The following is a 24,196-nucleotide window of genomic DNA, read 5'->3' as shown; positions in this document are numbered from 1 at the left end:
CGGTTACCCCCTATCGGCCCCTGGCGGGCCTGCGCCACCAGGCGATCAGGCGCGCCACCAGGTTGAGCAGCATGACGATCAGGATCAGCGTGAGGGCTCCGGCCCAGGCGCGGTCGATGGCGGTGTCGTTGGGACGGGCCGCCTGGTCGAAGACGAAGAGCGGAAGGCCCATCTGCGGCCCGCTGAACGGATCGTTGTTGATGGAGTCGGTGAAGAACACCGTGAGCAGCAGCGGCGCGGTCTCGCCGGCCACGCGGGCGACGGCCAGCATGACGCCGGTGACGATGCCGGTGAACGCGGTCGGCAGCACGACCTTCAGGATCGTGCGCCACTTGGCCACGCCCAGCGCGTACGAGGCTTCGCGCAGGTCGTTGGGGACGAGCCGGAGCATCTCCTCGGCCGATCTGACCACGGTCGGCATCATCAGGATCGACAGCGCCAGCGCGCCGGCGAAGCCGGAGAACGGGTTGCCCAGGAAGAGCACCCAGAAGGCGAGGATGAACAGGCCGGAAACGACTGAAGGGACGCCGGTCATGACGTCCACGAAGAAGCTGATGGCCCGGCTCAGGCGGCCGCCGTGGCCGTACTCGACCAGGTAGATGGCGGTGAACAGGCCGATCGGGACCGAGATGAGCGAGGCCAGCAGGACCTGCTCCAACGTGCCGATGATGGCGTGGTAGGCGCCGCCGCCGACGTCGCGGGCGCCGATGTTCCGCATCGAGTGGGTGAGGAACTCCATGTCGAAGCGGGCCAGGCCGTTCGAGATCACCAGCCAGAGGACCGACACGAGCGGCACCACGGCCAGCGCGAACGCCAGGTAGACCAGCCCCTGGACGAACCTGTCCTTGATCCGGCGGCCGGTCGAGATGTGCTGGATGGTCATGCCCCCACCGCCCTGAACTCCTTGCGCCGGTTGATCACCATGCGTGCGCCCATGTTGACCAGCAGCGTGATGACGAACAGCACCAGACCGGAGGCGATCAGCGCGCCCCGGCCGACCTGCGTGGCCTCGCCGAAGCCGTTGGCGATGTTGGCCGCGATGCTGTTGGCGTGCGGGGTGAGGATCTCGAAGCTGATGTCGAAGGTGGCGGGGAAGATCAGCGCGACCGCGATGGTCTCGCCCATCGCGCGGCCGAGGCCGAGCATGGCGGCGCTGATGACGCCGGGCCGGCCGAACGGCAGCACGGCCATCCTGATCATCTCCCAGCGGGTGGCGCCGAGCGCCAGGGCCGCCTCCTCGTTCATCTTCGGGGCCTGGAGGAAGACCTCGCGCGAGATGGCCGCGATGATCGGCAGGATCATGATCGCCAGGACGATGCCGCCGGCGAGCATGGTCTTGCCGCCGATGGCCCCCTCGCCGGAGAACAGCGGGAACCAGCCGAGGTGCTCGTTGAGCCACTGCGACGGCGTGCGCAGCAGCGGCACCAGGAACGTCACGCCCCACAGGCCGTAGACGACGCTGGGCACGGCGGCCAGCAGGTCGACCAGGTAGCCGAGCGGCCCGGCCAGGCGGCGGGGCGCGTAGTGGGAGATGAACAGCGCCACGCCCACCGCGATGGGGGTGGCGATGACCAGCGCGATCGCCGAGCTGAGGACGGTGCCGAAGGCCAGCGCGCCGATGCCGAAGACCTGGCTGCCGTTGGGCTCCCAGATCAGGTCGGTGAAGAAGTTGCCCTTGTTCGCCTGCAGGGCCGGCACGGCCTCGCTGATGAGGAAGACGGCGATGGCCGCCATGATCCCCAGCAGCAGGACGCCGGCGCCGGTGGAGACGAACTTGAAGGGGCCTTCACCATGGCTGCGCCGCGAGGCGGACCGGCGCGTGGCCGGCCCGCCCCCACGGGTACGAACGTTGGTCGTCATGTGCTGCTAGGAGATCGCGCCGACGGCGGTGCGGACCTTGGTGAGCAGCTCGCCCGCGAGCGGGGCGTAGCCGAGGTCCTTCAGCGCGGCCTGGCCCTCGTCGCTGGAGGTGTAGGTGAGGAACTCCTTGACGAGCTTGGCCTGCTCGGGCGCGAGGCCCTTCTCGCAGGTGATCTCGTACGTCACCAGCACGATCGGGTACGCGCCCGCCGTCTTGGTGGCGTAGTCGATGCTCAGCTTGAGGTCGTTGCCGGTGCCGGTGATCTCGGCGGTCTCGACCGTCTTGGCCGCGCTGTCGGCGGTCAGCTCGACGAACTCGCCGGAGCCGTTGGCCACCTTGGCCTTGCTGAGCTGGGAGTTCTCGGCGAAGGAGAGCTCGACGTAGCCGATGGAGCCCTCGGTGCTCTTGACGCTGGCCGCGACCTGGTCCGAGCCCTTGGCGCCCTGGCCCTTGGCCTCGGCGGGCCACGCCTTGGCGGGCTCGTACGGCCAGCCGGCGGTCGCCTTGAGGAACTTGGTGAAGTTGTCGCTGGTGCCCGACTCGTCCGAGCGGTGGAAGGCCGAGATCGGCGTGGACGGGAGCTTGGCGTCGGGGTTGTCGGCCTTGATGGCCGCGTCGTCCCACTTGGTGATCTTGCTGTCGAAGATGCCGCCGATGGTCTTGGGCGACAGCTGCAGGCCGTCCACGCCGGGGAGGTTGTAGACCACCGCGACCGGGCCGGTCACCATCGGGATGTTGATGGCCTTGCCGGTCTTGCACCGGGCGTCGGCCTGGGCGGGCTCGCCCTTGTCGTCCTTGAGAGCGGAGTCCGAACCCGCGAAGTCGACCGTGCCCGCGATGAACGACTGCACACCGGCACCCGAACCGCTCGGCTGGTAGTTCAGGCTCACGCCCGAGTTCTTGGCCTGGAAGTCCTTCTTCCACTGGTCGATCGCGTTGGCCTGGGCCGACGAGCCGGCGGCGTTGATGGTGCCGCTCAGGCCGTTGTCGTTGCCCGCGGCGGGAGCGCTGGCGGAGCTGGTGCCGTCCGTGCCCCCGGAGCTGTTGTTGTCTGTGCCGCACGCAGCGAGCGAGAGCGCGCCGACGACGGCGACGGCGGCGAGCCGGCCTGCATACTTCACGGTTGGGTTCCCCTCACTTGGTCCTTAGTCGTCCATGAAGTTATTCAGGCAAAGTGACTCAGACCCCCCAACAAGGGTGAACGTTCGGTGAACGCGCCTGGTCGTCTCCATCAATTTGACCAGCGAAGATGGGATACATGAGCTATCGCGTGTGTCTCGTGTGCATGGGCAACATCTGCCGTTCCCCGATGGCGGAGGTGGTGCTCCGCCGGACCCTGGAGGAGCGCGGGCTCGGCGGCCGGGTCGTCGTCGAGAGCGCGGGCACCGGCGGCTGGCACGCCGGCAATCCGATGGACGAGCGGGCGCTGGGCATCCTGGCCGAGCACGGTTACGACGGCGCCGCCCACCGCGCCAGGCAGTTCACGCGGGACTGGTTCGACCGCTACGACCTGGTGCTGGCGATGGACCGGGACAACGCGGCCAACCTGCGCCGCCTGGCGCCCGCCGGCGTCGAGGTGCGCCTGTTCCGCTCGTTCGACCCCGGCGCGCCGGACGGCGCCGAGGTGCCCGACCCCTATTACGGTGGCCGCGAGGGTTTCGAGGAGGTGCTGACCATGCTGGAGACGGCCTCCAAGGGCGTGGCCGCGCACATCGCCGATGAGATCGACTGAGGACCTCGGCTCCTCCCACGGCCGGCGGCTGCAGCGCGGCGTGCTGGCGGACGGGCGGCAGGTGTTCGCCAAGATCGGTCCCGCCTCCGGCGTGTTCGCCTCCGAGGCCGCCGGGTTGCGCTGGCTGGGCGAGGCGATCACCGTGCCCGAGGTCGTGGAGGCCGGTCCCGACCGGCTGGTGCTGTCATGGGTGCCGCAGGAGGCGCCCACCGCCGAGGCGGCCCTGCGGTTCGGCCGTGACCTGGCCCGTCTGCACCGCGCCGGGGCGGCCGGGTTCGGCGCGCCGTGGCCCGGGTTCATCGCCGAGCTGCCCATGGACAACTCGCCCGACGGCGACTGGCCGTCCTTCTACGCCTCCCGGCGGGTGCTGCCGTTCCTGCGCCGGGCGCGGCTGCCGGCCGCGGACGTGACGCTGGTCGAGCGGGCCGTGGCGCGGTTCGCCGAGGTGGCCGGGCCGCCGGAGCCGCCCGCCCGCCTCCATGGGGATCTGTGGAGCGGGAACGTGTTGTGGTCGGGCGGCACCGGGGTGCTCGTCGATCCGGCGGCCCACGGCGGGCACCGGGAGACGGATCTGGCCATGCTCGCCCTGTTCGGGCTGCCGTACCTGGATCGGGTGATGGGGGCGTACCAGGAGGAGTTCCCGCTCGCGGCGGGGTGGCGGGCGCGGGTGCCGCTGCACCAGCTCCATCCGCTGCTGGTGCACGTGGTGCTGTACGGAGCCGCCTACCGCGACTCGTTGCTGAATGCGGTCGCCCACGTGTTGTCGCTCTGAACAACCGATAAAGAAAGAGGGGATCCAGCCCCGCGATGCATTTCTCCGCCCAAGGGGAGGAAAGAGGACGGCGGCCGGGTAAAGTTGGCGGATTTCGTATCGGGCGGCCCCGGCCGAAAACTCATTAAGGCGTTTCCTTCTTCCCCCTGAGTCAAAAGGAGGGCGCATGGCGGACGACTCCACGCACGGCGCACTGGCCCTGACCCCGCTGGTCTGGGGCCCGCCCGGAGCCCGGCCCGACGAACGCGGGCTGCGCCAGCTCGGGCAGGCGCTGGCCGAGGTGCTGACGGGTCGCCGCCCGCCGGAGTCGGTGGCCGACCGGCTCACCGGCGGGGCCTACCGCGACCTCGTCAGGGCCGGGCGGATGATCTCCGCCGAGCGGCCGCCGTTCGTCGGGAGCCCCCATGTCAAGGAGCCGAGGGAAGGGGCCGTCGAGATGTGCGTGCTGGTGCACTGCGGCGAGCGCAGCCACGTCCTGGCCGTACGGCTGGAGCGGCACGGGCACCGATGGTTGTGCACCGACTTCGAGACGGCCTGAGGTGAGCCGTCAGGAGATGACCCTGGTGCCGTTGAGCCGGTTGAGCACCTCGTCGTGGAGGGCGCCGTTCGTGCAGACCAGGCTGCCGCCCTCCAGGCCGCGCACGCCGGCGAGGTCGGTCCAGACGCCGCCGGCCTCCTCGACGATCACGGTCAGGGCTGCCATGTCCCACGGCGACAGCTCCGGCTCGGCGGACACGTCGGCCGAGCCCTCGGCGACCATCATGTGCGACCAGAAGTCGCCGTACGCGCGGGTGCGCCAGCAGGCGCGGCCGAGGTCGAGGAAGTTGTCCAGCTTGCCGAGCTCCTCCCAGCCGCCGAAGCTGGAGTAGGAGAAGGAGGCGTCCTCCAGCGCGGTGACCGAGGAGACGCTCATCCTGGTGGCCTTGGCCAGGCTCTTGCCGGTCCAGGCGCCGCCGCCGGTCGCCGCCCACCAGCGACGGCCGAGCGCGGGGGCCGACACCAGGCCGACGACGACCTTGCCGTACTCCATGAGCGCGATCAGCGTGGCCCAGACGGGCACGCCGCGCACGTAGTTCTTGGTGCCGTCGATGGGGTCGATGATCCACGACCGGGCTCCCTGCCCGGTCGTGCCGAACTCCTCGCCCACCACCGCGTCGCGCGGCCGGGCCCGGCGCAGCGTGCCGCGGATGGCCTCCTCGACGGCGCGGTCGGCGTCGCTGACCGGCGTCAGGTCGGGCTTGGTCTCGACCTTGAGGTCGACCGCCTTGAAGCGCCGCATGGTCAGGTCGTCGGCGGCGTCCGCCATGACGTGAGCGAGGCGTAGATCGTCGTTGTAACCCTGCACGGTCAGCCACGCTATCGCGTCGGTCGTGCCGGACATCAGTCGCCGGCGCCCTTTTTCTGGTAACTCCCTTTTCGGCTACTGACCAGTAACATGTCTCCTATGTCCACTGATGTAGGTGCCTTCCTTCTCGAAACCGTTCCATTCGCCCGGACGCTGGGAATCGTGTTCGACTCGGTCGAGGACGGCCGGGCGGAATGCCGGCTGCCCGACCGGCCCGAGCTGCACAACCACGTGGCCGGGCCGCACGCGGGCACGCTGTTCACCCTGGCCGAGTCAGCGTCGGGCGCGGCGGTGCTGTCCAGGTTCGGCGACCAGCTCAGCCGCAGCGTGCCGCTGCCCACGACGGCGACCATCGAGTTCCGGAAGGTGGCCCTGGGGGAGGTGCGGGCCGAGGCGCGCGTGGCCGCCACCAGGGAGGAGGTCGTCGGCAAGCTGGACGCCGGCCAGCGGCCGGTCTTCGACGTGCTGGTCGACATACGGGACGCGGCCGGCACCCTGGTCTCCGGCCTCACCGTCACCTGGACCCTGCGCCCCAACCGGCCCTGAACCGGCCGCGGATCAGGCGGCCGGCTCGTCGGGGGCGCCCTCGCGGCTGGACAGCAGGCGGCGCAGCGACTCAAGGCGCGCCGGGTCGGCGTTGCCCGCGGCCGCCCAGGCGTCGAGCGCGCAGCCGTCGCCGAGGTGGGTGCAGCCCTTCGGGCAGGTGACCGTGCCCTCCACCAGGTCGGGGAAGGCGGCCAGCACGGTCTCGACCGACACGTGGGCCAGGCCGAAGCTGCGCACCCCCGGCGTGTCGATGATCCAGCCGCCCTCGGGCAGCTCCAGCGCGACGGCCGAGGTGGAGGTGTGCCGGCCGCGGCCGGTGACCGCGTTGACGTGCGAGACCGCGCGGTTGGCGTCCGGCACCAGGGCGTTGACCAGGGTGGACTTGCCCACGCCCGAATGGCCCACCAGCACGCTGATGCGGCCGGCCAGGTGGTCGCGCAGCTCGTCGAGGGAGCCGCCCTTGTGGACCACGATGTGCGGCACGCCCAGCGGCTCGTACAGGGCGACCAGCTCGTCCGGCGGGGCGAGGTCGGACTTGGTCAGGCAGAGCAGGGCGTCGATCTCGGCGTCGAACGCCGCCACCAGGATCCGGTCGATCATCCGGGGCCGGGGCGGCGGGTCGGCCAGCGCCGTGACGATCACGAGCTGGTCGGCGTTGGCCACGACCGGGCGCTCGATGCCGTCGGTGTCGTCGGTGTCGTCGGCCGAGCGGCGCAACATCGAGGTGCGCGGCTCCACCCGGACCACCCTGGCCAGGGTGTCGGGGCGGCCCGACACGTCGCCGACCAGGGCCACCCGGTCGCCGACCACGATGCCCTTGCGGCCCAGCTCGCGGGCCTTCATGGCGACCACGAGCCGGCGCTGCTGCTGCTTGCGCCTGTGGCCGCGCTCGGGCTCGACCAGGGTGGTGTAGCGGCCGCGGTCGACGGCGACCACGAAGCCCTCCACGGCGTCCTCATGCGCGGGACGGATGCGGGTGCGCGGGCGCGAGCCCTTGCCCGGCCTGACCCGTACGTCGTCCTCGTCGTACTCCCGCTTTCTCAGCGGTCCGCTCCCATGCGCTCGCTTCCTCTCACGCCGGACCCTTCTGCGAAGTGCCCCCGCCGCCTGCCGCGAAACGCGCGATCATCGCCGCTCATCGGGACTCCAGCATCGCCGCCCACATCTGGACGAACTCGGGCAACGTCTTGGCTGTCGTCGCGATGTTCTCCACCTCCACGCCCGGCACGGCGAGGCCGATCACGGCTCCGGCCGTGGCCATGCGGTGGTCGTCGTAGCTGTGGAACACGCCGCCGTGCAGCGGGCGCGGACGGATGATCAGGCCGTCGGCCGTCTCCTCCGCGTCGCCGCCGAGGGCGTTGATCTCGGCGGCCAGCGCGGCCAGCCGGTCGGTCTCGTGGCCGCGCAGGTGGCCGACCCCGCGGATGCGGCTCGGCGTGGTGGCCAGGGCGGCCAGCGCGGCGATCGTGGGGGTCAGCTCGCCCACCTCGTGCAGGTCGGCGTCGAGGCCCTTGACCTCGCCCGTGCCGGTGACGACCAGGTCGTCGCCGTCGCGGGTCACCGTGGCGCCCATGGTGGTGAGCAGGCCGCGCAGCGCGTCGCCCGGCTGGGTGGTCTCCGCCGGCCAGCAGGGGACGGTGACCGTGCCGCCCGTGACCAGCGCGGCGGCCAGGAACGGCGCCGCGTTGGACAGGTCGGGCTCGACCGTCATGTCCCTGGCCGCGATCGGGCCCGGTTCGACCCGCCACACGTCGCGCTCGGTGTCGTCGACCTTGACCCCGGCCTCGCGCAGCATGTGGACGGTCATCTCGATGTGCGGCTGGGAGGGCACCGGCGGGCCGACGTGCCGGATCGTCACGCCCTTGGCGAACCGCGCCGCCGTCAGCATCAGCCCCGAGACGAACTGCGAGGAGCCGGAGGCGTCGATCGTGACCTCGCCGCCGGTCAGCGGGCCGGTGATGGTGAACGGGAGCGCGTCGTTGTCGATGCGCGCCCCGAGCGCGCGCAGGGCGTCGAGGATCGGGCCCATCGGACGCCTGCGGGCGTAGGGGTCGCCGTCGAAGAAGACCGGCCCGTCGGCCAGCGCCGCCATCGGCGGGACGAACCGCATGACCGTGCCCGCCAGCCCGGCGTCGATGCGCGCGCCGCCGCGGACCGGGCCCGGCCGCACCTCCCAGTCGACCGCGTCGGTGGTCTCGCGCACGGCCGTCAGCGTGGCGCCGAGCGCGCGCAGGGCCGACACCATGAGGTCGGCGTCGCGGCTGCGCAGCGCCTGCCGGACGACGCCCGGACCGTCGGCCAGCGCGGCGAGCAGCAGCGCCCGGTTGGTGACGGACTTGGAGCCGGGCAGGCGGACGGAGGCGTTGACGGGCGTGTCGGCCGTCGGCGCGGGCCAGTGCTGAGCGGGCATGTCCAAAGCCTACTGGCCCTGGTACGGCGCGTTCACGGCCTGTGGACGACGCGTCGCCCTTCCGCCGGGCCGCGCCGCCCCGGCCGGACGCGTCGGCCTTCCGCCGAGGCGAGCCGAGTCGCACCGGCCGGAGGCGAAGCCGCGAGCGACCCTCCGGCGTATGGCAATGTGGGGACATGTGCGGTAGATACGCCTCGGCGCGCAAGAAGCACGAGCTGCTGGAGGAGTTCCAGGTCGAGCTCGACGGCGAGCCCGACAAGGAGCTGGGCGCCGACTTCAACGTCGCCCCCACCAAGAACGTCTACGCGGTCATGAGCCGCTCCTCCAAGGAGGACGAGCACCCGGTCCGGCAGCTCAGGATCGTCAAGTGGGGCCTCGTGCCCGTCTGGGCCAAGGATCCGTCGATCGGCTCCCGGCTGATCAACGCCAGGGCCGAGACGCTGGCCGAGAAGCCGTCGTTCCGGCAGGCGTTCGCCAAGCGCAGGTGCCTGATCCCGGCCGACGGCTACTTCGAGTGGATGGCCGTCGAGGGCGAGAAGAAGAAGCAGCCGTACTTCATCCACCCGGCCGACGGCGGCGTGCTGGCCATGGCGGGCCTGTACGAGTTCTGGAAGGACCGCACCCGCGACGACGACGACCCGCTCAAGTGGCTGGTCACCTGCACGGTCATCACCACGGACGCCGAAGACCAGCTCGGCCGCATCCACGACAGGATGCCGATGATGATCGAGCGCGACCGCTGGGCCGACTGGCTCGACCCGGGCCTCACCGACACCGAGCGCGCCTCACGACTCCTGGTGCCCGCGGAGGCCGGGAGGCTGGCGGCATATCCCGTTTCTACTGATGTCAATAATGTCCGGAACAATGGGCCGGATCTCATCAAACCGCTTCCCGATGAGGAGGAAGCCGGCCTTTTCTAAAGGTGTAAGAAGCATGGTAAGTGGGCATTCGGTGAGGAAAGCGATGCGACCGTTCACTCGGTGTCACCGCCACAACATGCCCCTAATTGCGCCGGGCGGGACAACCGGGGAGTCCTAGCCGCGGGCTTCCCCCTTTTCACCCGGAGGTGCGGATTCGTGGACGTCACGACCGCTCGTAAGCGGCTCGAAGACATGCTCGCGGAGCTGGACCGCTCGATCGGGGTCCTCCAGGGCGACCCCGTCGCGATCCGCGAGCACTCGGCGGCCGACGCGGGCTCCGACCTCACCGACGCCGACCGCGCGCAGGCCATGCTCACCGTGGCGACCGCGCAACGCCGCGCGGTGACCGAGGCGATCAGGCGCCTGGACGAAGGCGCGTACGGCCGGTGCGTCGACTGCGACCAGCCGGTGCCCGAGGGCCGGCTGGAGGCCCGCCCGGAGGCCGCCCGCTGCGTGCAGTGCCAGGGAAGGCGCGAACGCCGCCGCTGACCGGCCGCCGCGGCCGAAGGCCGCCGGACACGGAGAACGGCGGCCCTCGACGAGCCGGGCGGCGGCTCAGCTCTTGCGGGCGCTGGCCACCAGGTGGATGCCCACCGTGTCGTCGTCGTCGGGATGGGCGTCGAGCTCGGTGCGCACGAGCCAGGTCAGGGCCCGCCCGTCGGACCCGAGCACGTGGTCCACCGTGGACGGCGACAGCACCGTGCGCGGCCGCATCCACTCCACCTCCAGCCCGGCCCCCATCAGCAGCTCGCGGAGCTGGCCGCTGCTGAAGCAGCGCGTGATGCTGCCGTCGGGCCAGGGCACCAGCATGACCTCGCCGGTCTGCCGCAGGTGCTGCCACTGCTCCTGCTCGGCCAGGATCGCCATGCCGAGCACCAGCGAGTCGACGCACACCAGCGCCCGCCCGCCCGGACGCAGCACCCTGGCCACGTCGCTCATCGCCGACTCGGCCATGAGCTCGATCGACATCGCCCGTTCCTCGGCGAGCACCGCGTCGACGCTCTCATCGGGGAGAAAGGCCAGATCGTCGGCGCGTACGTGCCGAACCCGGTCGGCGTCCCGCAAACGGGACTGCGCGTCCACGGTCCGGCGGAAGTCGAGCACTTCGATCACCCGGTGTCCCGCCCTCGCGGCCTGGCCGGACCAGCGTCCGCGGCCGCCGGACAGATCGAGGATCACCGACGGCTCGCCGGGGAGCCAGCGGTTCAGTTGCTCGGCGGCGACGGCGTTGTAGAAGGTCCAGTACGGCCCGAGCGTCCCAGAGCCGTTCAGTTCCTCGGCCGGAATGGGCAGCACACGCGACTCCTGAGTTCCGGAAAAAGGGCTACCAGCCGGTACGTATGGACGTTCCCCGCACCGGGTCCTCTGTACCTTCTATCTTGCGGGAACAGACAAGGGCGCGGGCGTGTTGCGACGAGCATGCTCACATTGGAAAGACCGCGCCCCGATGACCAGGAGGTCATCGGCCAGCGGGTATTCTCCCCTGAGTACGGTGTACCGCCACAGCCGGCCACCGGTGATCTTAGGGGGGTGGGTCCGGTGCCCGCGACAGGCGCGGAGACTCTGGAGCAGCGCAGCGAGCGGTTCGAGCGCGACGTCATGCCGTATCTCGAACAGCTCTACTCCGCCGCGCTCCGGATGACCCGGAATCCAGCGGACGCGGAGGACCTGCTTCAGGAGACCTTCGCCAAGGCGTTCGCGTCGTTCCACCAGTTCCAGGAGGGCACGAACCTCAAGGCGTGGCTCTACCGGATCCTGACGAACACGTTCATCAACAGCTACCGCAAGAAGCAGCGTGAGCCCAAGCAGTCCGGCACCGAGGAGATCGAGGACTGGCAGCTCGCGCGCGCCGAGTCCCACACCTCGAGCGGGCTGAAGTCGGCCGAGGTCGAGGCGCTGGAGCACCTCCCCGACGGCGACATCAAGCAGGCGCTCGCGGCGCTGCCGGAAGAGTTCAGGATCGCCGTCTACCTCGCCGACGTCGAAGGCTTCCCCTACAAGGAGATCGCCGACATCATGGGCACTCCCATCGGCACCGTGATGTCCAGGCTGCATCGGGGACGCAGGCAGCTCCGGGGCCTCCTTGAGGACTACGCCCGCGAGCGCGGCCTGGTCCCCTCGGAGGGATCGAAATGAGCTGTGGCAACCCGCACGACACCGACTGTCGCGAGGTGCTGGACAAGGTCTACGCCTACCTCGACGGCGAGCTGACCGATGGTGACGTCTCCGACATCCGCGTGCATCTCGACGAGTGCAGCCCGTGCCTGAAGGAGTACGACCTCGACAAGGCGGTCAAGGCGCTCGTGGCCAAGCACTGCGGCTGCGACCCCGTCCCCGCCGATCTGCGTTCCAAGGTGCTGGCGCGGATCGAGCAGGTGAGGTCGGAGCTGGCCGACTAGGATTCACGCCATGCGCGTCCTAGTCACCGGTGGTGCCGGTTTCATCGGGTCGAATCTCGTCGACCGCCTGCTCGCGGACGGACACGAGGTCGTGGCCGTAGACGACCTGTCCTCCGGCAGCAGGGACAACCTGGTCAACGCCGCCGAGAGCGACCGTTTCAGCCTGCACGTCCTCGACGTGCGCGACCCGGCGATCATCGGGCTGGCGGCCGAGCTGCGGCCCGAGGTCATCTGCCACCTGGCCGCCCAGATCAGCGTACGCAAGAGCGTCGCCGACCCCGTGCACGACGCCCGGCTCAACGTCGAGGGCACCGCGTCGGTGCTGACGGCGGCCAAGGAGGGCACCACGCGCAAGGTGGTGTTCGCCTCGTCGGTGGCGGTCTACGGCCGGCCCGCCACGATCCCCGTGCCCGGCGACGCGCCCACCGACCCGCGATCGCCGTACGCGGCCTCCAAGCTGAGCGCCGAGATCTACCTGGCGACCTTCCGCGCCCTGTACGGCCTGGAGTACACCACGCTGGTGCTCTCCAACGTCTACGGCCCCCGCCAGTCGCCCGACGGCGAGGCCGGCGTCGTGTCGATCTTCACCGACGCCCTGCTCAACGGCACCCCCACCGTCCTCTACGGCGACGGCACCCAGACCCGCGACTACGTCTACGTCGACGACGTGGTCGACGGCTTCGTCCGGGCCTGCGGCAGCGAGGGCAACGGCCGCCGCTTCAACCTCGGCACCGGCATCCAGACCACCGACAGGCGCCTGCACTCGCTGATCGCCGACGCCGCCGGGGCCCAGGACAAGCCGGGCTTCGCGCAGCCGCGCCTCGGCGACCTGCCGGCGATGGCCGTCGATCCGGTGCCCGCCCACGAGGGGCTCCGCTGGGAGCCGCGCACCGACCTGCCGACCGGCGTGAAGAGCACCGTGGCCTGGGCGCGGAGTCGCGCCAGGTAGTTGCTTGATTACACTTTGCTTGCGATTTCCCGCTCGGCCCGTACGGTGACGTCCTGTTCTGTAGCGTGAGCTCCAGAAGTCGACGTGGAGGCATGTGGGATGTTGAAGGACAGGTTCACCCGGTCGCTCGCCGCCGTCATCGTGGTCGCCTCGATGGTGGCCCTGGCCGGCATCGGCGCGCTTCCGCCAGGGGTTTCCTGGACCTGACCGCCGTAGGGGGCCGCAATGCGTGACCTGCCCTGGCCCGCGAGGGTCTACCTGGTCGCCGTGATCGCGGCGGCGGCCGCTCTCATCGGGCACAGCGCGATCGTCTCCGGCCCGCTCGTGGCGCCGGAGAATCTCGACATCCTGCTGGTGCTCGCGCTGCTCTTCCTGGTGTGCGAGTCGATGCCGACGCTGCTCAACGTGGAGCAGTTCGCGGTGTCGGTGAGCTTCTCGGCGTCGCTGGCCGCGGTCGTGCTGATCGGGCCGGAGGGCGCGGCGCTGGTGGGGCTCACCGCCGCGGTCAGCGTGCGCCCGGGGCTGCCGCTGATCAAGCGGCTGTTCAACGGCGCCCAGTTCGCCATCTGCGGCTACGCCTCCGGCTGGGTGTACGAGTGGCTGCACGGCGCGGTCGGGGTGCCGCGGGTCAACGAGTTCGACAGCCTCATCGGCCCCTACGCCGCCGCGACCGCCGTGTTCGTGCCGCTCAACATCGTGCTCACGCTGACCATGATCAGCCTGGCCACCAGCGTGCGGGCCACGGAGGTGCCGCTGCGCGGCATGGTCCAGTTCCTGCTGTCCTATCTCGGTTACGGCACGTTCGGGCTGCTGGTGGCCGGGTTGTGGGCGACCGTGCAGTCGATCTCGGCGGTGCTGGTGCTGATGCCGCTGTTCGTGGCCCGGTGGGCGTTCGGCCAGTACCACGCCCAGCAGCGCTCCTACGACGCCACCATCGCCGCGCTGTGCCAGGCCGTCGAGACCAAGGACTACTACACCCGGGGCCACTGCACGCGCGTCTCGCTCGCCTCCAGCATGATCGCCGAGGAGATCGGCATGCGGCTCGAACGCCTGCGCGCCATCCGCTACGCCGGCATGCTGCACGACGTCGGCAAGCTGGGCGTGCCCACGAAGGTGCTGCAGAAGGACGGCCCGCTCACCGAGGGGGAGCTCGCCGCGATCCAGCTCCATCCGATGCGCGGGCTGGAGATCGTGCGCGGCATCGGCTTCCTCGACGAGGCCTACGCCGGGATCATGCACCACCACGAGCGCCACGACGGCACCGGCTACCCGATGGGCCTGGCCGGCGACGAGATCCCCGAGTTCGCCAAGGTGATCGCGGTGGCCGACGCGTTCGACTCGATGACCTCCGACCGTTCCTACCGGGGGGCGCGCCCGGTCGAGGTGGCCGTGGAGGAGCTGCGCAAGTGCTCCGGCACGCACTTCGACCCGGTCATGGTGGCCGCGTTCATCCGGGCGCTGGAACGCAATCCCTGGCAGCCGCCGCGCCGGGTCGAGGCGCCGCCGCCCGACGCCGCCGAGGCGACGATCAAGGACCATGACGACCCGACGATGCCGATCCAGGTCGTGAGCGGGCCATGACCACCACCGAGCGCGTCCGGCGCGCCGACCGGGCACAGGCCGCCGTCCTGCGCCGGCTCGACTCCGGCCAGTTGCTGCTGATCTGCGCGGCCGGGCTGGTCGCCGTCGCGGGGGTGGCGCACACGGCGGCCGTGGGGCTCGACCGTCCCGAGATCGCCATCGGGTTCGGGGCGTTGATCGCGGTCGGCGAGCTGGCCCGGCTGACCATGCCGGGCAACAGGGAGGTCGCGCCCATCGGCGCCGCCGCGGCGCTCGGCTACACGCTGCTGCTCGACCTCAGCCAGAACCAGTTGCGCCACTCCGCGCTGCAGGTCGTGGCCGTGATCGCGGCCGGGATGATCGCGGGCGCGCTGCCCCACCTGGCCGTCGGCCGGCCGCCGCGGCTCGACGCGATGGCCCGCCGCCTGCTCACCGGCGCGCTGCTGGCCTTCGCCTTCCGCCCGCTGGCCGACCCGCTCTACCAGCTCACCAAGCCGCCGCCGGGCGCCCACACCTGGTGGCCGGCGCTCGTGGTGATGGTCTCGCTGATCACGGTGACGCTGCTGGTCGACGTGCTGATCGCGGCGCTGCTGCGGGCCGAGCGGCTGCGCACCGCGTTCCGGGTGGCGGTGCGCGACGAGATCAACATGGCGTTCCCGCTGGGCGCGGCGGTGGCCGCCTCCGGCGTGCTGCTCGCGCTCGCCACGCACAGCATGGACCTGGTGGCGCTGCTGGTGTTCGCCGCGCCGCTGCTGGTCACGCAGGTGGCCTTCCGCAAGTACGCCGGCATCCGCGCCACCTACCTGCAGACCGTCCGCGCCCTGTCGCGGGTCACCGAGGTCGGCGGCTACGTCGAGCCCGGCCACTCGCGCAGGGTGTCCCGGCTGGCCGTGGCGGTCGGCCGAGAGCTGGGCATGGCCGAGCCCGAGCTGCTGGAGCTGGAGTACGCGGCCCTCATGCACGACATCGGCCAGCTCTCGCTGCGCGACCCCATCCCGGGCGGCGCCACCGTGCTGGCCGATCCGGAGCAGGCCCGGCGCATCGCCGAACTGGGGGCCGAGGTGATCAGGCAGACGGGGGTGCTCGACCGGGTGGCCGAGGTGGTCCGGCGGCAGTGCGACGAGATCGCCGACGACCCGCCGCTGTCCAGCCGCATCATCAGGGTCGCCAACGCCTACGACGACCTGGTGGGTCCGTCCACCGATCGCGACCGGTCGGGGGCGGCGCTGGAGCGCATCGGGCTCACGGCGGGCAGCGCGTACGACGCCGCCGCCCTCGACGCCCTGACCCGGGTGGTGGGCAGAGGCCGCGTGTAGCCGATTGCCCACAATTGTGGGGTTCCTACAGATGATTCTCCGCTGATCGGTACTTCACGAGAAAAGGGACGAGCAGACCCCGGTCATAGGGTGGTCCGCGTGATTGCTGAGACGCTCGGACCCGTTCTGATCGCCAACCGGGGGGAGATCGCCCGGCGGATCATCCGTACGGTCAGGCGGATGGGGCTGCGTGCCGTCGCCGTGCACTCCGAGGCCGACGCCGGGCTGCCGTTCGTGCGCGAGGCCGACGAGGCGGTGCTGATCGGCCCGGCCGACCCCGCGCGGAGCTATCTCGACCCCGCCAGGGTGCTGGAGGCGGCCCGCGCCACGGGAGCGGGCGCGGTGCACCCCGGTTACGGCTTCCTGTCGGAGAACGCCGCGTTCGCGCGGGCGGTGATCGAGGCCGGGCTGGTGTGGATCGGGCCGTCGCCGGAGTCCATCGACCGGATGGGCGACAAGATCAACGCCAGGAACCTCATGGAGCAGGCGGGCGTGCCCGTCGCCGCGGGCACCAGGGAACCGGTCACCGACCTGGTCGCGGCGCTCGACGCGGCCGAGCTGATCGGCTACCCGGTCATGGTCAAGACCGCCGGCGGCGGTGGCGGGATCGGCATGAGCGTGGCCCGTGACGACGCCGGGCTGGCCAAGGCGTTCGAGCAGGCGGCCAGGGCGGCGGCCAGGTTCGCCGCGGCGGCCGCGGCGGGCGGCGCGGGCGACGCGCTGGCCGGGCCCGCGGTCCTGCTGGAGCGCTACGTCGAACGCGCCCGCCACGTCGAGGTGCAGATCCTCGGCCTGCCCGACGGCCGGGTGCTGGCCCTGGGCGAGCGCGACTGCTCGGTGCAGCGCCGCCACCAGAAGGTCGTCGAGGAGTCGCCGTCCCCCGGCATCGGCCCCGAGCTGCGCGAACGCATGCTGGCCGCGGCCGTGCGGGCCGGCCAGGCCGTCGGCTATCTCGGCGCGGGCACGGTCGAGTGTCTGGTCGACGCCGACGCCCAGGACTTCGTGTTCCTGGAGATGAACACCAGGCTCCAGGTCGAGCACCCGGTCACCGAGCTGGTCACCGGCCTGGACCTGGTGGAGCTGCAACTGCGCGTGGCCGCCGGGGAGAGCCCGCAGATCACGGTGGCGCCCGAGGGGCACGCGATCGAGTTCCGGATCTACGCCGAGGACCCCCGACGCTTCCTGCCCGGACCCGGCCGGATCACCACCTGGGACGAGCCCGCCGGCGACGGCATCCGCGTCGACTCCGGCTACGCGGCGGGCGACACGGTGACCATGTTCTACGACCCGCTGATGGCCAAGCTGTGCGTGGTCGGGGCCGACCGTACCGAGGCGCTGGAGCTGGGCCGCAAGGCGGTCGCGGAGTTCACCGTCGAGGGGCCGAAGAGCAATCTGCCCTTCTGTGCCGAGCTGCTGGAGAACCCGGCATTCGTCGCGGGAGACTACGACACGGGTCTGGTCGGGCGAATGCGGCCCTGACCCGGTCGACATTGTTGGTGACGTCGGAACAGGAGAGCGCCGGTGGCCGAGGTACGCGCCGAGATGGTGGCGAACGTGTGGAAAGTGGTCGTCCGGGAGGGCGAGACGGTCTCTGAGGGGGACACGCTGGTCATCCTTGAGTCGATGAAGATGGAGATCCCCGTGCTCGCCGAGGACGGGGGCGTGGTGTCGCAGCTCAAGGTGGCCGAGGGCGACGTGATCCAGGAGGGCGACCTGATCGCCGTCATCGACTGAGGCGGGCCAGGAACCTGGCGCGGTCGACGACCATCCGCTCGACCGTGCCGCGGCCCACGAGCGTGCCGTGCCGGTCGCGGGCCTCGAAGGCGAAGACCAGGCGCCGGCCGTCGACGCCGGTGAGCTCCGCGGTGAGCTCGACGTGGTCGCCGACGGCGCTGGCGGCCAGGTGTTCGAGCTCGACCCGGGTGCCGACGGACGTCTCGCCCTCGGCCAGGTGCGGGCGCACGGCCTCGACGGTGGCCCGTTCGGCCAGCGCGAGCAGCCTGGGCGTGGCCAGCACGGGCACGTCGCCGCTGCCGGCTCGCTCGGCTGTGTCGGATCTCTCGACCATGGTGAGCAGTTGCGAGCGGAGGCCAGGTGAGAGCGTCATGGGGGTCAGCCTACCGAGGGCGGTTCTGATCTCCGGGAAACGCGGACAACACCGCCCATAAGGCTCCAGGATAGGGTTTGTACGGCTTGCGGCATATGAGTGGCATATGGGGCTCCTGAGACAGGTACACTCTCGGAGTTTCCGTGACCACTGTGTTACCTCACCGCGACAAAAGTTCGCTTTGTTGGAGAACCGCGGGGTGGGCGAGGTTACCGATGTAGGGGGGTAGCGGGGGAGTCATGGTGGCCCAAGGCACGACGCTGGCGGGGCGGTATCGACTGGATACCCGCATCGGCGCCGGCGGCATGGGCGAGGTGTGGCGAGGCGAGGACATCGTGCTCGCCCGCACCGTCGCCGTCAAAGTGCTGCTCCCAGGCCGCATGGATGATCGGGGGTTCGTCGCCAGGTTCCAGGGGGAAGCCAGGGCGATGGCCACGATCAACCATTCCGGCGTGGTCGACGTCTACGACTACGGGGTGAGCGGCGACACCGTCTACCTCGTGATGAAGTTCGTGGACGGAGAGCCGCTCGACCGGCTCCTGGCCCGGCTCGGCCGGATCCCGCCGCAGGCGGCCATGGAGCTCATCGCGCAGGCCGCCTCGGCCCTGCAGGCGGTGCACGACCAGGGAATCGTGCACCGCGACGTCAAACCGGGCAACCTGCTCGTCCAGCGCGACGGCACGCTGGTGCTCACCGACTTCGGCATCGCCCGTTCCGACCTGGCCAACCGGCTGACCGACGCCGGCATGGTGCTCGGCACGGCCGCCTACTGCGCGCCCGAGCAGGCCGAGGGCGCGCCCGTCACCCCGGCCGTGGACATCTACGCGCTCGGCGTGGTGGCCTACGAGTGCCTGCTGGGACAGCGGCCGTTCGACGGTGACAGCGCGGTCACGATCGCGCTCAAGCACATCCGCGAGGCCCCGCCGCCACTGCCCGCCGACATCCCGCCGCAGATCCGGACGCTGGTCGAGGTGGCGCTGTCGAAGGACCCCGCCCGGCGGTTCCCGACGGCGAAGGCCATGAGCGAGGCGGCCCGCGCGGCCGGGCAGGGCCAGGCGATCACGCCGGTGGCCGAGATCGCGCCGCCGGCCACGGGCGCCACGATGGCCGCGCCGCCCGAGTCGTACCAGACCGGCGCCTACCAGGCGGGCCACTCCCAGCCGACGGGCGCCCACCAGCCGCCCCCCTACCCGGGAGGGCAGCCGCCGGCCGGGGCCGGCGCGTTCCAGACCGGAGCGCACCTGCCGGCCTCGGCGGAGGAGACCACCGCCGCCGTCGGCGAGCGCCGCCCGGGCGGCCGCCGCGCCGCCAAGGCGCCGCGCCGGACCGGCCTGGTCGTCGGCCTCGCGGTCGCGGTGGTGCTCGGCGTGGGCGCGGGGGCGGTGGCGCTGACGGGCATGGTGCCCGGCGCGCCGACGCCGACCGTCACGGCCTCCAACAACGGCAACAGCGACGACATCCCCGGCCCTACGAAGAGCGGTCCCAAGAAGCCCAAGCCTTCGCCGACGCCTTCCACGAAGCCGCCCACGACGCCCACCAGGCCGCCCACGCATCCTCCGAGCGAGGAGCCGTCGGAGCCCGAGGAGGAGCCGACGACCACGCCCACCACCACCCCGACCACCACGAAGGAGCCGACCAAGTCGCCGTCGAGCACGCCGACGCCGACGGTCAAGAAGATCACGGTGCCCAAGGTCGCCGGGCTGCCCTTCCTCAAGGGGCAGGAGATGGTCGAGGCCGCGGGGCTGCAGGTGCACGTCCGCGACTCGTCCGTGACCACCGACGACCCCGCCTGCCGCAGGATCACCAAGACGGTGCCGGCCGGCGGCACGGTGGTCCCTGAGACGAAGGTGGTCACGCTCTACATCATCGACGGCATCTGCACGACGCCGACGCCGTCGCCGTCCCCCACGGCGACGCCGAAGTCGTAGAGGTCAGATGCCCGTGGTGTTGCGGGGGTAGGCGATCTGCGGGTCGGTGGCGATGTTCACCATGTACGGGATGCCGGAGTCGAACGCCCTGCGCAGCGCCGGCCCGATCTCCGACGGCTTGGTGACCAGCTCGCCGCCGCCGCCCAGCGCGGTGACGACCTGGTCGTAGCGGCACTGCGGCTGGAGGTCGGCGGCCACGTCGTAGCCGTACAGGAACCGCATGGGGTGCTTCTCCAGGCCCCACATGCCGTTGTTGCCGCAGATCATGACGACCGGCAGCCGGTGGCGGACGAGGGTGTCGACGTCCATCAGGGAGAAGCCGGCGGCGCCGTCGCCGAGCAGGAGCACGACCTGCGAGGACGGGCGGGCCAGGCGGGCGGCGATGGAGTAGCCGAGCCCGGTGCCCAGGCACCCGTACGGGCCGGGGTCGAGCCAGTTGCCCGGCTGCCTGGGCTCGACGTACTTGCCGGCGTAGGAGACGAAGTCGCCGCCGTCGCCGATCACCACGGCGTCGTCGGCCAGGACCTTGCCCAGCTCGCCGTAGATGCGCATGGGGTGGATCGGGTCGGTGTCGGCGGCCAGCAGCTCGGCGTCGTCCTCGATCGCCGCGGCGGCGGCCTCGGACAGCGTCGACAGCCAGGAGGCGTACGAGCTGGGCTTGACCCCCGCGTCGCCGCAGGCGGCGCCGAGGCTCCACAACACCACCGACAGGTCGCCCGCGGCCTTGGCGGCGGGCTGCATGTGGGTGGCGAGCTGCGAGGGCGCGTCGGCGATGTGCACGACGCGGGCCAGGGGCGCGCCGTTCTTGCCGCCGAATGAGCCGTAGCCGAGCCGGAAGTCGAGCGGGGTGCCGATCACGACGACCAGGTCGGCCTGGGAGAAGGCCAGGCTGCGGGCGCGGGTGACGAGCAGCTCGTGCCCGGCGGGCAGGATGCCGCGGCCCTGGCCGTTGGGGATGACCGGCAGCCGCCAGGTCTCGGCGAAGTCGCGCGCGGCCTCCTCGGCCCGGTCCATCCACACGTCGGAGCCGTAGACCAGCACCGGACGCTCGGCCTCCGACAGCAGCCGGGCGATGGCGGCCAGGTCGTCGGGGTCGGGCTCCAGCGGCGAGGGCGACTGCGTGTGCACCTCGTGGGCGGGCGAGGGGGCGAACAGGTGGTCCATGTAGAAGTCGAGGAAGACCGGGCCGCGCTGGGGCGCGACGGCGGTGCGGAAGGCCGACTCGACGTCCTGGCCGACCGAGTCGGCGCCGGAGGCGGTGAACGACAGCTTGGTGATCGGGCCGAGCAGCGGCGGGTGGTCCATCTCCTGCAGGGCGCCGCTGCCCCAGCGCGACTGCGGCGCGCGGCCGCCCATGACGACCACCGGCGAGCCGTTGAAGTGCGCGGTCGCGATGCCGCTGACGCCGTTGGTGATGCCAGGCCCGGCGGTCAGCACGGCCAGGCCGGGCTTCCTGGTCAGCCGGGCCGTCGCCTCGGCGGCGAAGACCGCGCTCTGTTCGTGGCGTACGTCGAGGATGCGCATGCCCTCGTGGACCGCGCCGTCGTACAGCGGGAAGACGTGGCCTCCCGAGAGCGTGAACATGGTCTCGACGCCGTAGGCCTTGGACACGGCGACGGCGACGTCACCGGCGTGCTTCGCAGACTCCATGCCGGGAACTTACCAACCAGTGATAAGAGTAAACAGATCTTAAGGCTCGCGTCCGGCCGCCGCCGGCGCGACCCCGGCACCCGGCCGGGCTTCAGTGTCCGCAGCAGACGCTGACCGAGCCGAGCGGCGCCCGCGCCTCGATCTTCCGGGGCGCGCCCTTCACCGCGTCGACCTCCACCTCGGTACGGCGGCCCTCGGTCGTCACGTCGTAGATCTCCGGCGGTAGCCGCAGGTCGACGTCTCCGGTGGCCCGCGCTACCGCCCTGACCGCGAGGGGCGGGCTGACGAAGTCGAGCCGGACGTCGCCCGAGCCGGTCTCGACGTCGGCCTGGCCGCCGAGCATCGAGTGGCCGGAGACGGACCCGGAACCCGACCTGGCCCAGACCTCGCCGGTGACCCCGTCGGCCCGCACGTTCCCCGACACGGTCGTCAGCCGCACGGCGCCGACCACGTTGCTGACCCCGAGGTCGCCGACGGTCGTCCGGGCCTCGACGCCGGTCTCGAAGGGCACCAGCAGCGTGTAGTCCGCCCGGCACACCGGTCCGTCCGGCCGGGAGGCGGTTCCGCACCGGATGTCCAGCCGCAGGGTGTCGCCGTTCCAGTCCTCGGTGATCACCGGCCGGTCGATCGAGGTCCAGCCCACTGACCGGTAGATCGTCAGCTCTCCCGCGGGGCCCGGCACGATCTCGACGTTCACCTCGCCGCTGCCCGTGGTGACCTTCAGCGTGTCCAGCGCGAACGGGACCGTCCTGGCCCGCGTCTCCTGCGGCGCGGTGGCGCGGGCGAACCCGTTCCAGACCAGCAGGACGGACAGCAGCAGGGCGGCCACCGTCGCCACGGCCCCCGCCGTCAGCCAGATGGTCCTCACGGCATGCTCCTGATCTTGAGGAACTGCAGGACGGCGAGGACCCGGCGGTGATCGCCCTCGGCGGGGGACAGGTCGAGCTTGGTGAAGATGTTGCCGATGTGCTTGCCCACCGCCCCCTCGCTGAGCACGAGGGCCTGGCCGATGCCGGCGTTCGAGCGGCCCTCGGCCATGAGCTTGAGCACCTCGTGCTCGCGGGGCGTCAGCCGTTCCAGCGGGTCGCTGTCGCCGCGCAGCAGGAGCTGGGCGACGACCTCGGGGTCGAGGGCGGTGCCGCCGCCGGCGACCCTGCGCAGGGCGTCGATGAACTCGGCCACGTCGGCCACCCGGTCCTTGAGCAGGTAGCCGACGCCGCCGGTCGCCGTGGCCAGCAGGCGGGCGGCGTAGCGTTCCTCGACGTACTGGGAGAGCACCAGCACGGCCAGGCCGGCATGCTGGCGGCGCAGCACGAGAGCCGCGCGCAGCCCCTCGTCGGTGTGCGTGGGCGGCATCCGGACGTCGGTGATCACCAGCTCCGGCCGGTGCTCCTCGACGGCCCGCAGCAGGCCCTCGGCGTCGTCCACGGCCGCCACCACCCGCATGCCGGACGCGTCGAGCAGCCTGATCAGCCCCTCGCGCAGCAGGACGGAGTCCTCGGCCAGCACTACTCGCACGGCAGTTCCACCTCGATCGCGGTCGGCCCGCCGAACGGGCTGGACAGGCGCAGCGTCCCGTCCACGGAGTCGATGCGCTGGGCCAGGCCGCGCAGGCCGGTGCCGCCGTCGAGCCGGGCGCCGCCGCAGCCGTCGTCGTGGACGAGCACGTGCAGGCGGCCGCGCTCGCGCCGGACCGTCACCTCGGCCCTGGTAGCGGCGGAGTGTTTGGCTATGTTGGTCAGTGCTTCGGACACGATGAAGAAGGCCACCGCCTCGATGGTCGGGGAGGCGCGCCGGTCGATGTCGACGCGCAGGCGTACGGGGAGCGGGGCGCGGGCCGCGACGCCGGACAGCGCCGCGTCGAGCCCCTGGTCGTTGAGCACGGCCGGATGCAGGCCGCGGACGAAGTCGCGCAGCTCCTTGAGCGCCTGCTTGGCCTCCTCGTGGGCCCGCTCGATCGCCTCGCGGGCGGGCTCGGGCAGGTCGGTGAGGGTGGCCCTGGCCAGGCCGAGGTTCATGGCGAGCGAGACCAGGCGCTGCTGGGCGCCGTCGTGCAGGTCGCGCTCGATCCTGCGGCGCTCGGCGTCGGCGGCGTCGATCACGCCGGCCCGGCTCTCGGTCAGCGTCTCGATGCGCTGTCCCAGCTCGGTGCGGCTGGGCCCGAGCAGGGTGCGCGCCACCGACAGGTCCAGCGCCGCCATGCCCCTGGCCAGGACCGGGGCGAGCAGCAGCAGCGCCAGTCCGGTCGCCATGGAGATCCCCACGACGACCGGGTCGCGCAGATCGACGAGGAACACCAGCGGCGGCGCCTGCACCCGCGGCGGCACGAACGACAGCAGCCCGACCACGGCCCCGCCCCACGCCAGCGCGACGAGGAAGGCCGCCGCCGCGCCCACGAAGGGCGACAGCAGGTGGTAGGCGATCTGCCGCCAGGTGGCCGCCCTGCGCCAGCCGGCCGGCGCCACCGGCGGCGGGATGCGGACGTCGAGGAAGGCCGCGAACCTGGACCGCTGCACCCGGGTGAACACCGGGACGCCGCGCCGCAGCACCGGCGGGGCCACGGCCAGCATCAGCGTGAGCCCGCCGAGCACCACGGCGACCGGCAGCCCGATCATCACGTGGGACGTGTCGAGCCAGGCACGCGCCGACCAGGGACGGGGGACTTTCATGCGTCAAAGGTATTGACCCACCAGACCCCCAC

The 24,196-nt window shown here is 71.6% G+C and carries 26 protein-coding genes; 14 read left to right on the top strand and 12 right to left on the bottom strand.

Going from position 1 to position 24,196, the window contains the following annotated elements:
* Nucleotides 1-10 precede the first annotated feature (10 nt).
* From pstA to pstS, 3 genes are read right to left on the bottom strand one after another with little or no spacing between them, the layout of a single operon-like run.
* Nucleotides 11-883 (bottom strand): phosphate ABC transporter permease PstA, encoded by an 873-nt coding sequence (gene pstA, locus ACIBST_RS46330; RefSeq protein WP_397179831.1) that lies wholly within the window; start codon nt 881-883, stop codon nt 11-13.
* Nucleotides 880-1,860, bottom strand: a complete 981-nt coding sequence (gene pstC, locus ACIBST_RS46325; RefSeq protein WP_352322868.1) for a phosphate ABC transporter permease subunit PstC — start codon at nt 1,858-1,860, stop codon at nt 880-882. Before pstC ends, pstA begins: the two co-directional genes overlap by 4 nt.
* Before the next feature lie 6 nt (nt 1,861-1,866).
* The gene (gene pstS / locus ACIBST_RS46320; protein ID WP_397179830.1) at nt 1,867-2,982 is read right to left on the bottom strand and encodes a phosphate ABC transporter substrate-binding protein PstS; all 1,116 of its coding nucleotides are present in this window, start codon (nt 2,980-2,982) and stop codon (nt 1,867-1,869) included.
* Between the two features lie 137 nt (nt 2,983-3,119).
* Here pstS and ACIBST_RS46315 point away from each other — a divergent pair, with 137 nt between their 5' ends.
* From ACIBST_RS46315 to ACIBST_RS46305, 3 genes are all read left to right on the top strand, one after another.
* The gene (locus ACIBST_RS46315) at nt 3,120-3,593 is read left to right on the top strand and encodes a low molecular weight protein-tyrosine-phosphatase (RefSeq protein ID WP_397179829.1); all 474 of its coding nucleotides are present in this window, start codon (nt 3,120-3,122) and stop codon (nt 3,591-3,593) included.
* Nucleotides 3,580-4,365 (top strand): fructosamine kinase family protein, encoded by a 786-nt coding sequence (locus ACIBST_RS46310; RefSeq protein ID WP_397179828.1) that lies wholly within the window; start codon nt 3,580-3,582, stop codon nt 4,363-4,365. Before ACIBST_RS46315 ends, ACIBST_RS46310 begins: the two co-directional genes overlap by 14 nt.
* Before the next feature lie 166 nt (nt 4,366-4,531).
* Nucleotides 4,532-4,903, top strand: coding sequence for an Rv3235 family protein (locus tag ACIBST_RS46305; protein ID WP_397179827.1), 372 nt, complete (start codon nt 4,532-4,534; stop codon nt 4,901-4,903).
* Between the two features lie 9 nt (nt 4,904-4,912).
* Here ACIBST_RS46305 and hisN read toward each other — a convergent pair whose 3' ends face one another.
* The gene (gene hisN / locus ACIBST_RS46300) at nt 4,913-5,746 is read right to left on the bottom strand and encodes a histidinol-phosphatase (RefSeq protein ID WP_397179826.1); all 834 of its coding nucleotides are present in this window, start codon (nt 5,744-5,746) and stop codon (nt 4,913-4,915) included.
* A gap of 54 nt (nt 5,747-5,800) precedes the next feature.
* Here hisN and ACIBST_RS46295 point away from each other — a divergent pair, with 54 nt between their 5' ends.
* Nucleotides 5,801-6,256 carry a DUF4442 domain-containing protein gene (locus ACIBST_RS46295; protein WP_397179825.1) on the top strand — a complete coding sequence of 152 codons (456 nt, stop codon included), beginning with the start codon at nt 5,801-5,803 and terminating at the stop codon, nt 6,254-6,256.
* 12 nt (nt 6,257-6,268) lie between these two features.
* Here the strand turns inward: ACIBST_RS46295 and rsgA are convergent, their stop codons facing one another.
* Both rsgA and aroA read right to left on the bottom strand, forming a co-directional pair.
* Nucleotides 6,269-7,300, bottom strand: a complete 1,032-nt coding sequence (gene rsgA / locus ACIBST_RS46290) for a ribosome small subunit-dependent GTPase A (RefSeq protein WP_397179837.1) — start codon at nt 7,298-7,300, stop codon at nt 6,269-6,271.
* Between the two features lie 91 nt (nt 7,301-7,391).
* The gene (gene aroA, locus ACIBST_RS46285; protein ID WP_397179824.1) at nt 7,392-8,666 is read right to left on the bottom strand and encodes a 3-phosphoshikimate 1-carboxyvinyltransferase; all 1,275 of its coding nucleotides are present in this window, start codon (nt 8,664-8,666) and stop codon (nt 7,392-7,394) included.
* A gap of 176 nt (nt 8,667-8,842) precedes the next feature.
* On the opposite strand from aroA, the gene ACIBST_RS46280 reads away from it, so the two are divergent.
* Together ACIBST_RS46280 and ACIBST_RS46275 are read left to right on the top strand one after the other, a co-directional pair.
* Nucleotides 8,843-9,586 carry an SOS response-associated peptidase gene (locus tag ACIBST_RS46280; RefSeq protein ID WP_387654916.1) on the top strand — a complete coding sequence of 248 codons (744 nt, stop codon included), beginning with the start codon at nt 8,843-8,845 and terminating at the stop codon, nt 9,584-9,586.
* A gap of 156 nt (nt 9,587-9,742) precedes the next feature.
* On the top strand, nt 9,743-10,075 hold the full coding sequence (locus tag ACIBST_RS46275; RefSeq protein WP_397179823.1) for a TraR/DksA family transcriptional regulator: 333 nt from the start codon (nt 9,743-9,745) through the stop codon (nt 10,073-10,075).
* Nucleotides 10,076-10,141: 66 nt separating this feature from the next.
* Here the strand turns inward: ACIBST_RS46275 and ACIBST_RS46270 are convergent, their stop codons facing one another.
* Nucleotides 10,142-10,882, bottom strand: a complete 741-nt coding sequence (locus ACIBST_RS46270; protein ID WP_397179822.1) for a class I SAM-dependent methyltransferase — start codon at nt 10,880-10,882, stop codon at nt 10,142-10,144.
* Nucleotides 10,883-11,005: 123 nt separating this feature from the next.
* Here ACIBST_RS46270 and ACIBST_RS46265 point away from each other — a divergent pair, with 123 nt between their 5' ends.
* The 7 genes from ACIBST_RS46265 to ACIBST_RS46235 all read left to right on the top strand — a co-directional run bounded on the left by ACIBST_RS46265 (nt 11,006) and on the right by ACIBST_RS46235 (nt 17,544).
* The gene (locus ACIBST_RS46265; RefSeq protein ID WP_387654924.1) at nt 11,006-11,722 is read left to right on the top strand and encodes a sigma-70 family RNA polymerase sigma factor; all 717 of its coding nucleotides are present in this window, start codon (nt 11,006-11,008) and stop codon (nt 11,720-11,722) included.
* Entirely contained in the window at nt 11,719-11,985 is a 267-nt protein-coding gene (rsrA, locus tag ACIBST_RS46260) for a mycothiol system anti-sigma-R factor (protein ID WP_352322878.1), read from the top strand. Before ACIBST_RS46265 ends, rsrA begins: the two co-directional genes overlap by 4 nt.
* A 10-nt stretch (nt 11,986-11,995) precedes the next feature.
* Entirely contained in the window at nt 11,996-12,934 is a 939-nt protein-coding gene (locus tag ACIBST_RS46255) for an NAD-dependent epimerase/dehydratase family protein (RefSeq protein WP_397179821.1), read from the top strand.
* A 225-nt stretch (nt 12,935-13,159) separates the two neighbouring features.
* Nucleotides 13,160-14,515: an HD-GYP domain-containing protein gene (locus ACIBST_RS46250; protein ID WP_397179820.1), complete on the top strand. Its 1,356-nt coding sequence runs from the start codon at nt 13,160-13,162 to the stop codon at nt 14,513-14,515.
* A complete protein-coding gene (locus tag ACIBST_RS46245; RefSeq protein WP_397179819.1) occupies nt 14,512-15,810 on the top strand; it encodes an HD-GYP domain-containing protein in 1,299 nt (432 codons plus the stop codon). The genes ACIBST_RS46250 and ACIBST_RS46245 overlap by 4 nt, the downstream gene beginning before the upstream one ends.
* Nucleotides 15,811-15,909: 99 nt before the next feature.
* Nucleotides 15,910-17,289, top strand: coding sequence for an acetyl/propionyl/methylcrotonyl-CoA carboxylase subunit alpha (locus ACIBST_RS46240; RefSeq protein WP_397179818.1), 1,380 nt, complete (start codon nt 15,910-15,912; stop codon nt 17,287-17,289).
* A gap of 42 nt (nt 17,290-17,331) precedes the next feature.
* Nucleotides 17,332-17,544 carry a biotin/lipoyl-binding carrier protein gene (locus ACIBST_RS46235; protein WP_397179817.1) on the top strand — a complete coding sequence of 71 codons (213 nt, stop codon included), beginning with the start codon at nt 17,332-17,334 and terminating at the stop codon, nt 17,542-17,544.
* Here ACIBST_RS46235 and ACIBST_RS46230 read toward each other — a convergent pair.
* Nucleotides 17,534-17,917 (bottom strand): thioesterase family protein, encoded by a 384-nt coding sequence (locus ACIBST_RS46230; protein WP_397179816.1) that lies wholly within the window; start codon nt 17,915-17,917, stop codon nt 17,534-17,536. The two genes, ACIBST_RS46235 and ACIBST_RS46230, sit on opposite strands and share 11 nt — an antisense overlap.
* A 239-nt stretch (nt 17,918-18,156) precedes the next feature.
* Between ACIBST_RS46230 and ACIBST_RS46225 the strand changes: the two genes are divergently transcribed.
* On the top strand, nt 18,157-19,845 hold the full coding sequence (locus ACIBST_RS46225) for a serine/threonine-protein kinase (RefSeq protein ID WP_397179815.1): 1,689 nt from the start codon (nt 18,157-18,159) through the stop codon (nt 19,843-19,845).
* A 3-nt stretch (nt 19,846-19,848) separates the two neighbouring features.
* Here the strand turns inward: ACIBST_RS46225 and ACIBST_RS46220 are convergent, their stop codons facing one another.
* The 4 genes from ACIBST_RS46220 to ACIBST_RS46205 all read right to left on the bottom strand — a co-directional run bounded on the left by ACIBST_RS46220 (nt 19,849) and on the right by ACIBST_RS46205 (nt 24,164).
* On the bottom strand, nt 19,849-21,495 hold the full coding sequence (locus ACIBST_RS46220) for an acetolactate synthase (RefSeq protein WP_397179814.1): 1,647 nt from the start codon (nt 21,493-21,495) through the stop codon (nt 19,849-19,851).
* Nucleotides 21,496-21,586: 91 nt separating this feature from the next.
* Complete coding sequence (locus ACIBST_RS46215) at nt 21,587-22,363, bottom strand: DUF4097 family beta strand repeat-containing protein (RefSeq protein ID WP_397179813.1); 777 nt, start codon at nt 22,361-22,363, stop codon at nt 21,587-21,589.
* Entirely contained in the window at nt 22,360-23,013 is a 654-nt protein-coding gene (locus ACIBST_RS46210) for a response regulator (protein ID WP_397179812.1), read from the bottom strand. The genes ACIBST_RS46215 and ACIBST_RS46210 overlap by 4 nt, the downstream gene beginning before the upstream one ends.
* Complete coding sequence (locus ACIBST_RS46205; protein WP_397179811.1) at nt 23,004-24,164, bottom strand: histidine kinase; 1,161 nt, start codon at nt 24,162-24,164, stop codon at nt 23,004-23,006. Before ACIBST_RS46205 ends, ACIBST_RS46210 begins: the two co-directional genes overlap by 10 nt.
* Between the last annotated feature and the right edge of the window lie 32 nt (nt 24,165-24,196).

This window comes from Nonomuraea sp. NPDC049684, assembly GCF_044465345.1.
In the GTDB taxonomy this organism is placed as follows: Bacteria; Actinomycetota; Actinomycetes; order Streptosporangiales; family Streptosporangiaceae; genus Nonomuraea.
The sequence above is the reverse complement of the archived record's forward strand: the minus strand, read 5'-3'. Positions and strand labels throughout refer to the sequence as shown.

Excerpts from the sequence above, each read along its gene's own strand:
- ACIBST_RS46315 (WP_397179829.1), top strand. The coding sequence starts at position 3,120 with ATGAGCTATCGCGTGTGTCTCGTGTGCATGGGCAACATCTGCCGTTCC.
- ACIBST_RS46255 (WP_397179821.1), top strand. The coding sequence starts at position 11,996 with ATGCGCGTCCTAGTCACCGGTGGTGCCGGTTTCATCGGGTCGAATCTC.
- rsrA (WP_352322878.1), top strand. The coding sequence starts at position 11,719 with ATGAGCTGTGGCAACCCGCACGACACCGACTGTCGCGAGGTGCTGGAC.
- aroA (WP_397179824.1), bottom strand. The coding sequence starts at position 8,666 with ATGCCCGCTCAGCACTGGCCCGCGCCGACGGCCGACACGCCCGTCAAC.
- hisN (WP_397179826.1), bottom strand. The coding sequence starts at position 5,746 with ATGTCCGGCACGACCGACGCGATAGCGTGGCTGACCGTGCAGGGTTAC.
- ACIBST_RS46305 (WP_397179827.1), top strand. The coding sequence starts at position 4,532 with ATGGCGGACGACTCCACGCACGGCGCACTGGCCCTGACCCCGCTGGTC.
- ACIBST_RS46265 (WP_387654924.1), top strand. The coding sequence starts at position 11,006 with ATGCTCACATTGGAAAGACCGCGCCCCGATGACCAGGAGGTCATCGGC.
- ACIBST_RS46230 (WP_397179816.1), bottom strand. The coding sequence starts at position 17,917 with ATGACGCTCTCACCTGGCCTCCGCTCGCAACTGCTCACCATGGTCGAG.
- ACIBST_RS46250 (WP_397179820.1), top strand. The coding sequence starts at position 13,160 with ATGCGTGACCTGCCCTGGCCCGCGAGGGTCTACCTGGTCGCCGTGATC.
- pstA (WP_397179831.1), bottom strand. The coding sequence starts at position 883 with ATGACCATCCAGCACATCTCGACCGGCCGCCGGATCAAGGACAGGTTC.
- ACIBST_RS46220 (WP_397179814.1), bottom strand. The coding sequence starts at position 21,495 with ATGGAGTCTGCGAAGCACGCCGGTGACGTCGCCGTCGCCGTGTCCAAG.
- ACIBST_RS46225 (WP_397179815.1), top strand. The coding sequence starts at position 18,157 with ATGGTGGCCCAAGGCACGACGCTGGCGGGGCGGTATCGACTGGATACC.
- ACIBST_RS46310 (WP_397179828.1), top strand. The coding sequence starts at position 3,580 with ATGAGATCGACTGAGGACCTCGGCTCCTCCCACGGCCGGCGGCTGCAG.
- ACIBST_RS46245 (WP_397179819.1), top strand. The coding sequence starts at position 14,512 with ATGACCACCACCGAGCGCGTCCGGCGCGCCGACCGGGCACAGGCCGCC.
- pstC (WP_352322868.1), bottom strand. The coding sequence starts at position 1,860 with ATGACGACCAACGTTCGTACCCGTGGGGGCGGGCCGGCCACGCGCCGG.
- ACIBST_RS46205 (WP_397179811.1), bottom strand. The coding sequence starts at position 24,164 with ATGAAAGTCCCCCGTCCCTGGTCGGCGCGTGCCTGGCTCGACACGTCC.
- ACIBST_RS46295 (WP_397179825.1), top strand. The coding sequence starts at position 5,801 with ATGTCTCCTATGTCCACTGATGTAGGTGCCTTCCTTCTCGAAACCGTT.
- ACIBST_RS46280 (WP_387654916.1), top strand. The coding sequence starts at position 8,843 with ATGTGCGGTAGATACGCCTCGGCGCGCAAGAAGCACGAGCTGCTGGAG.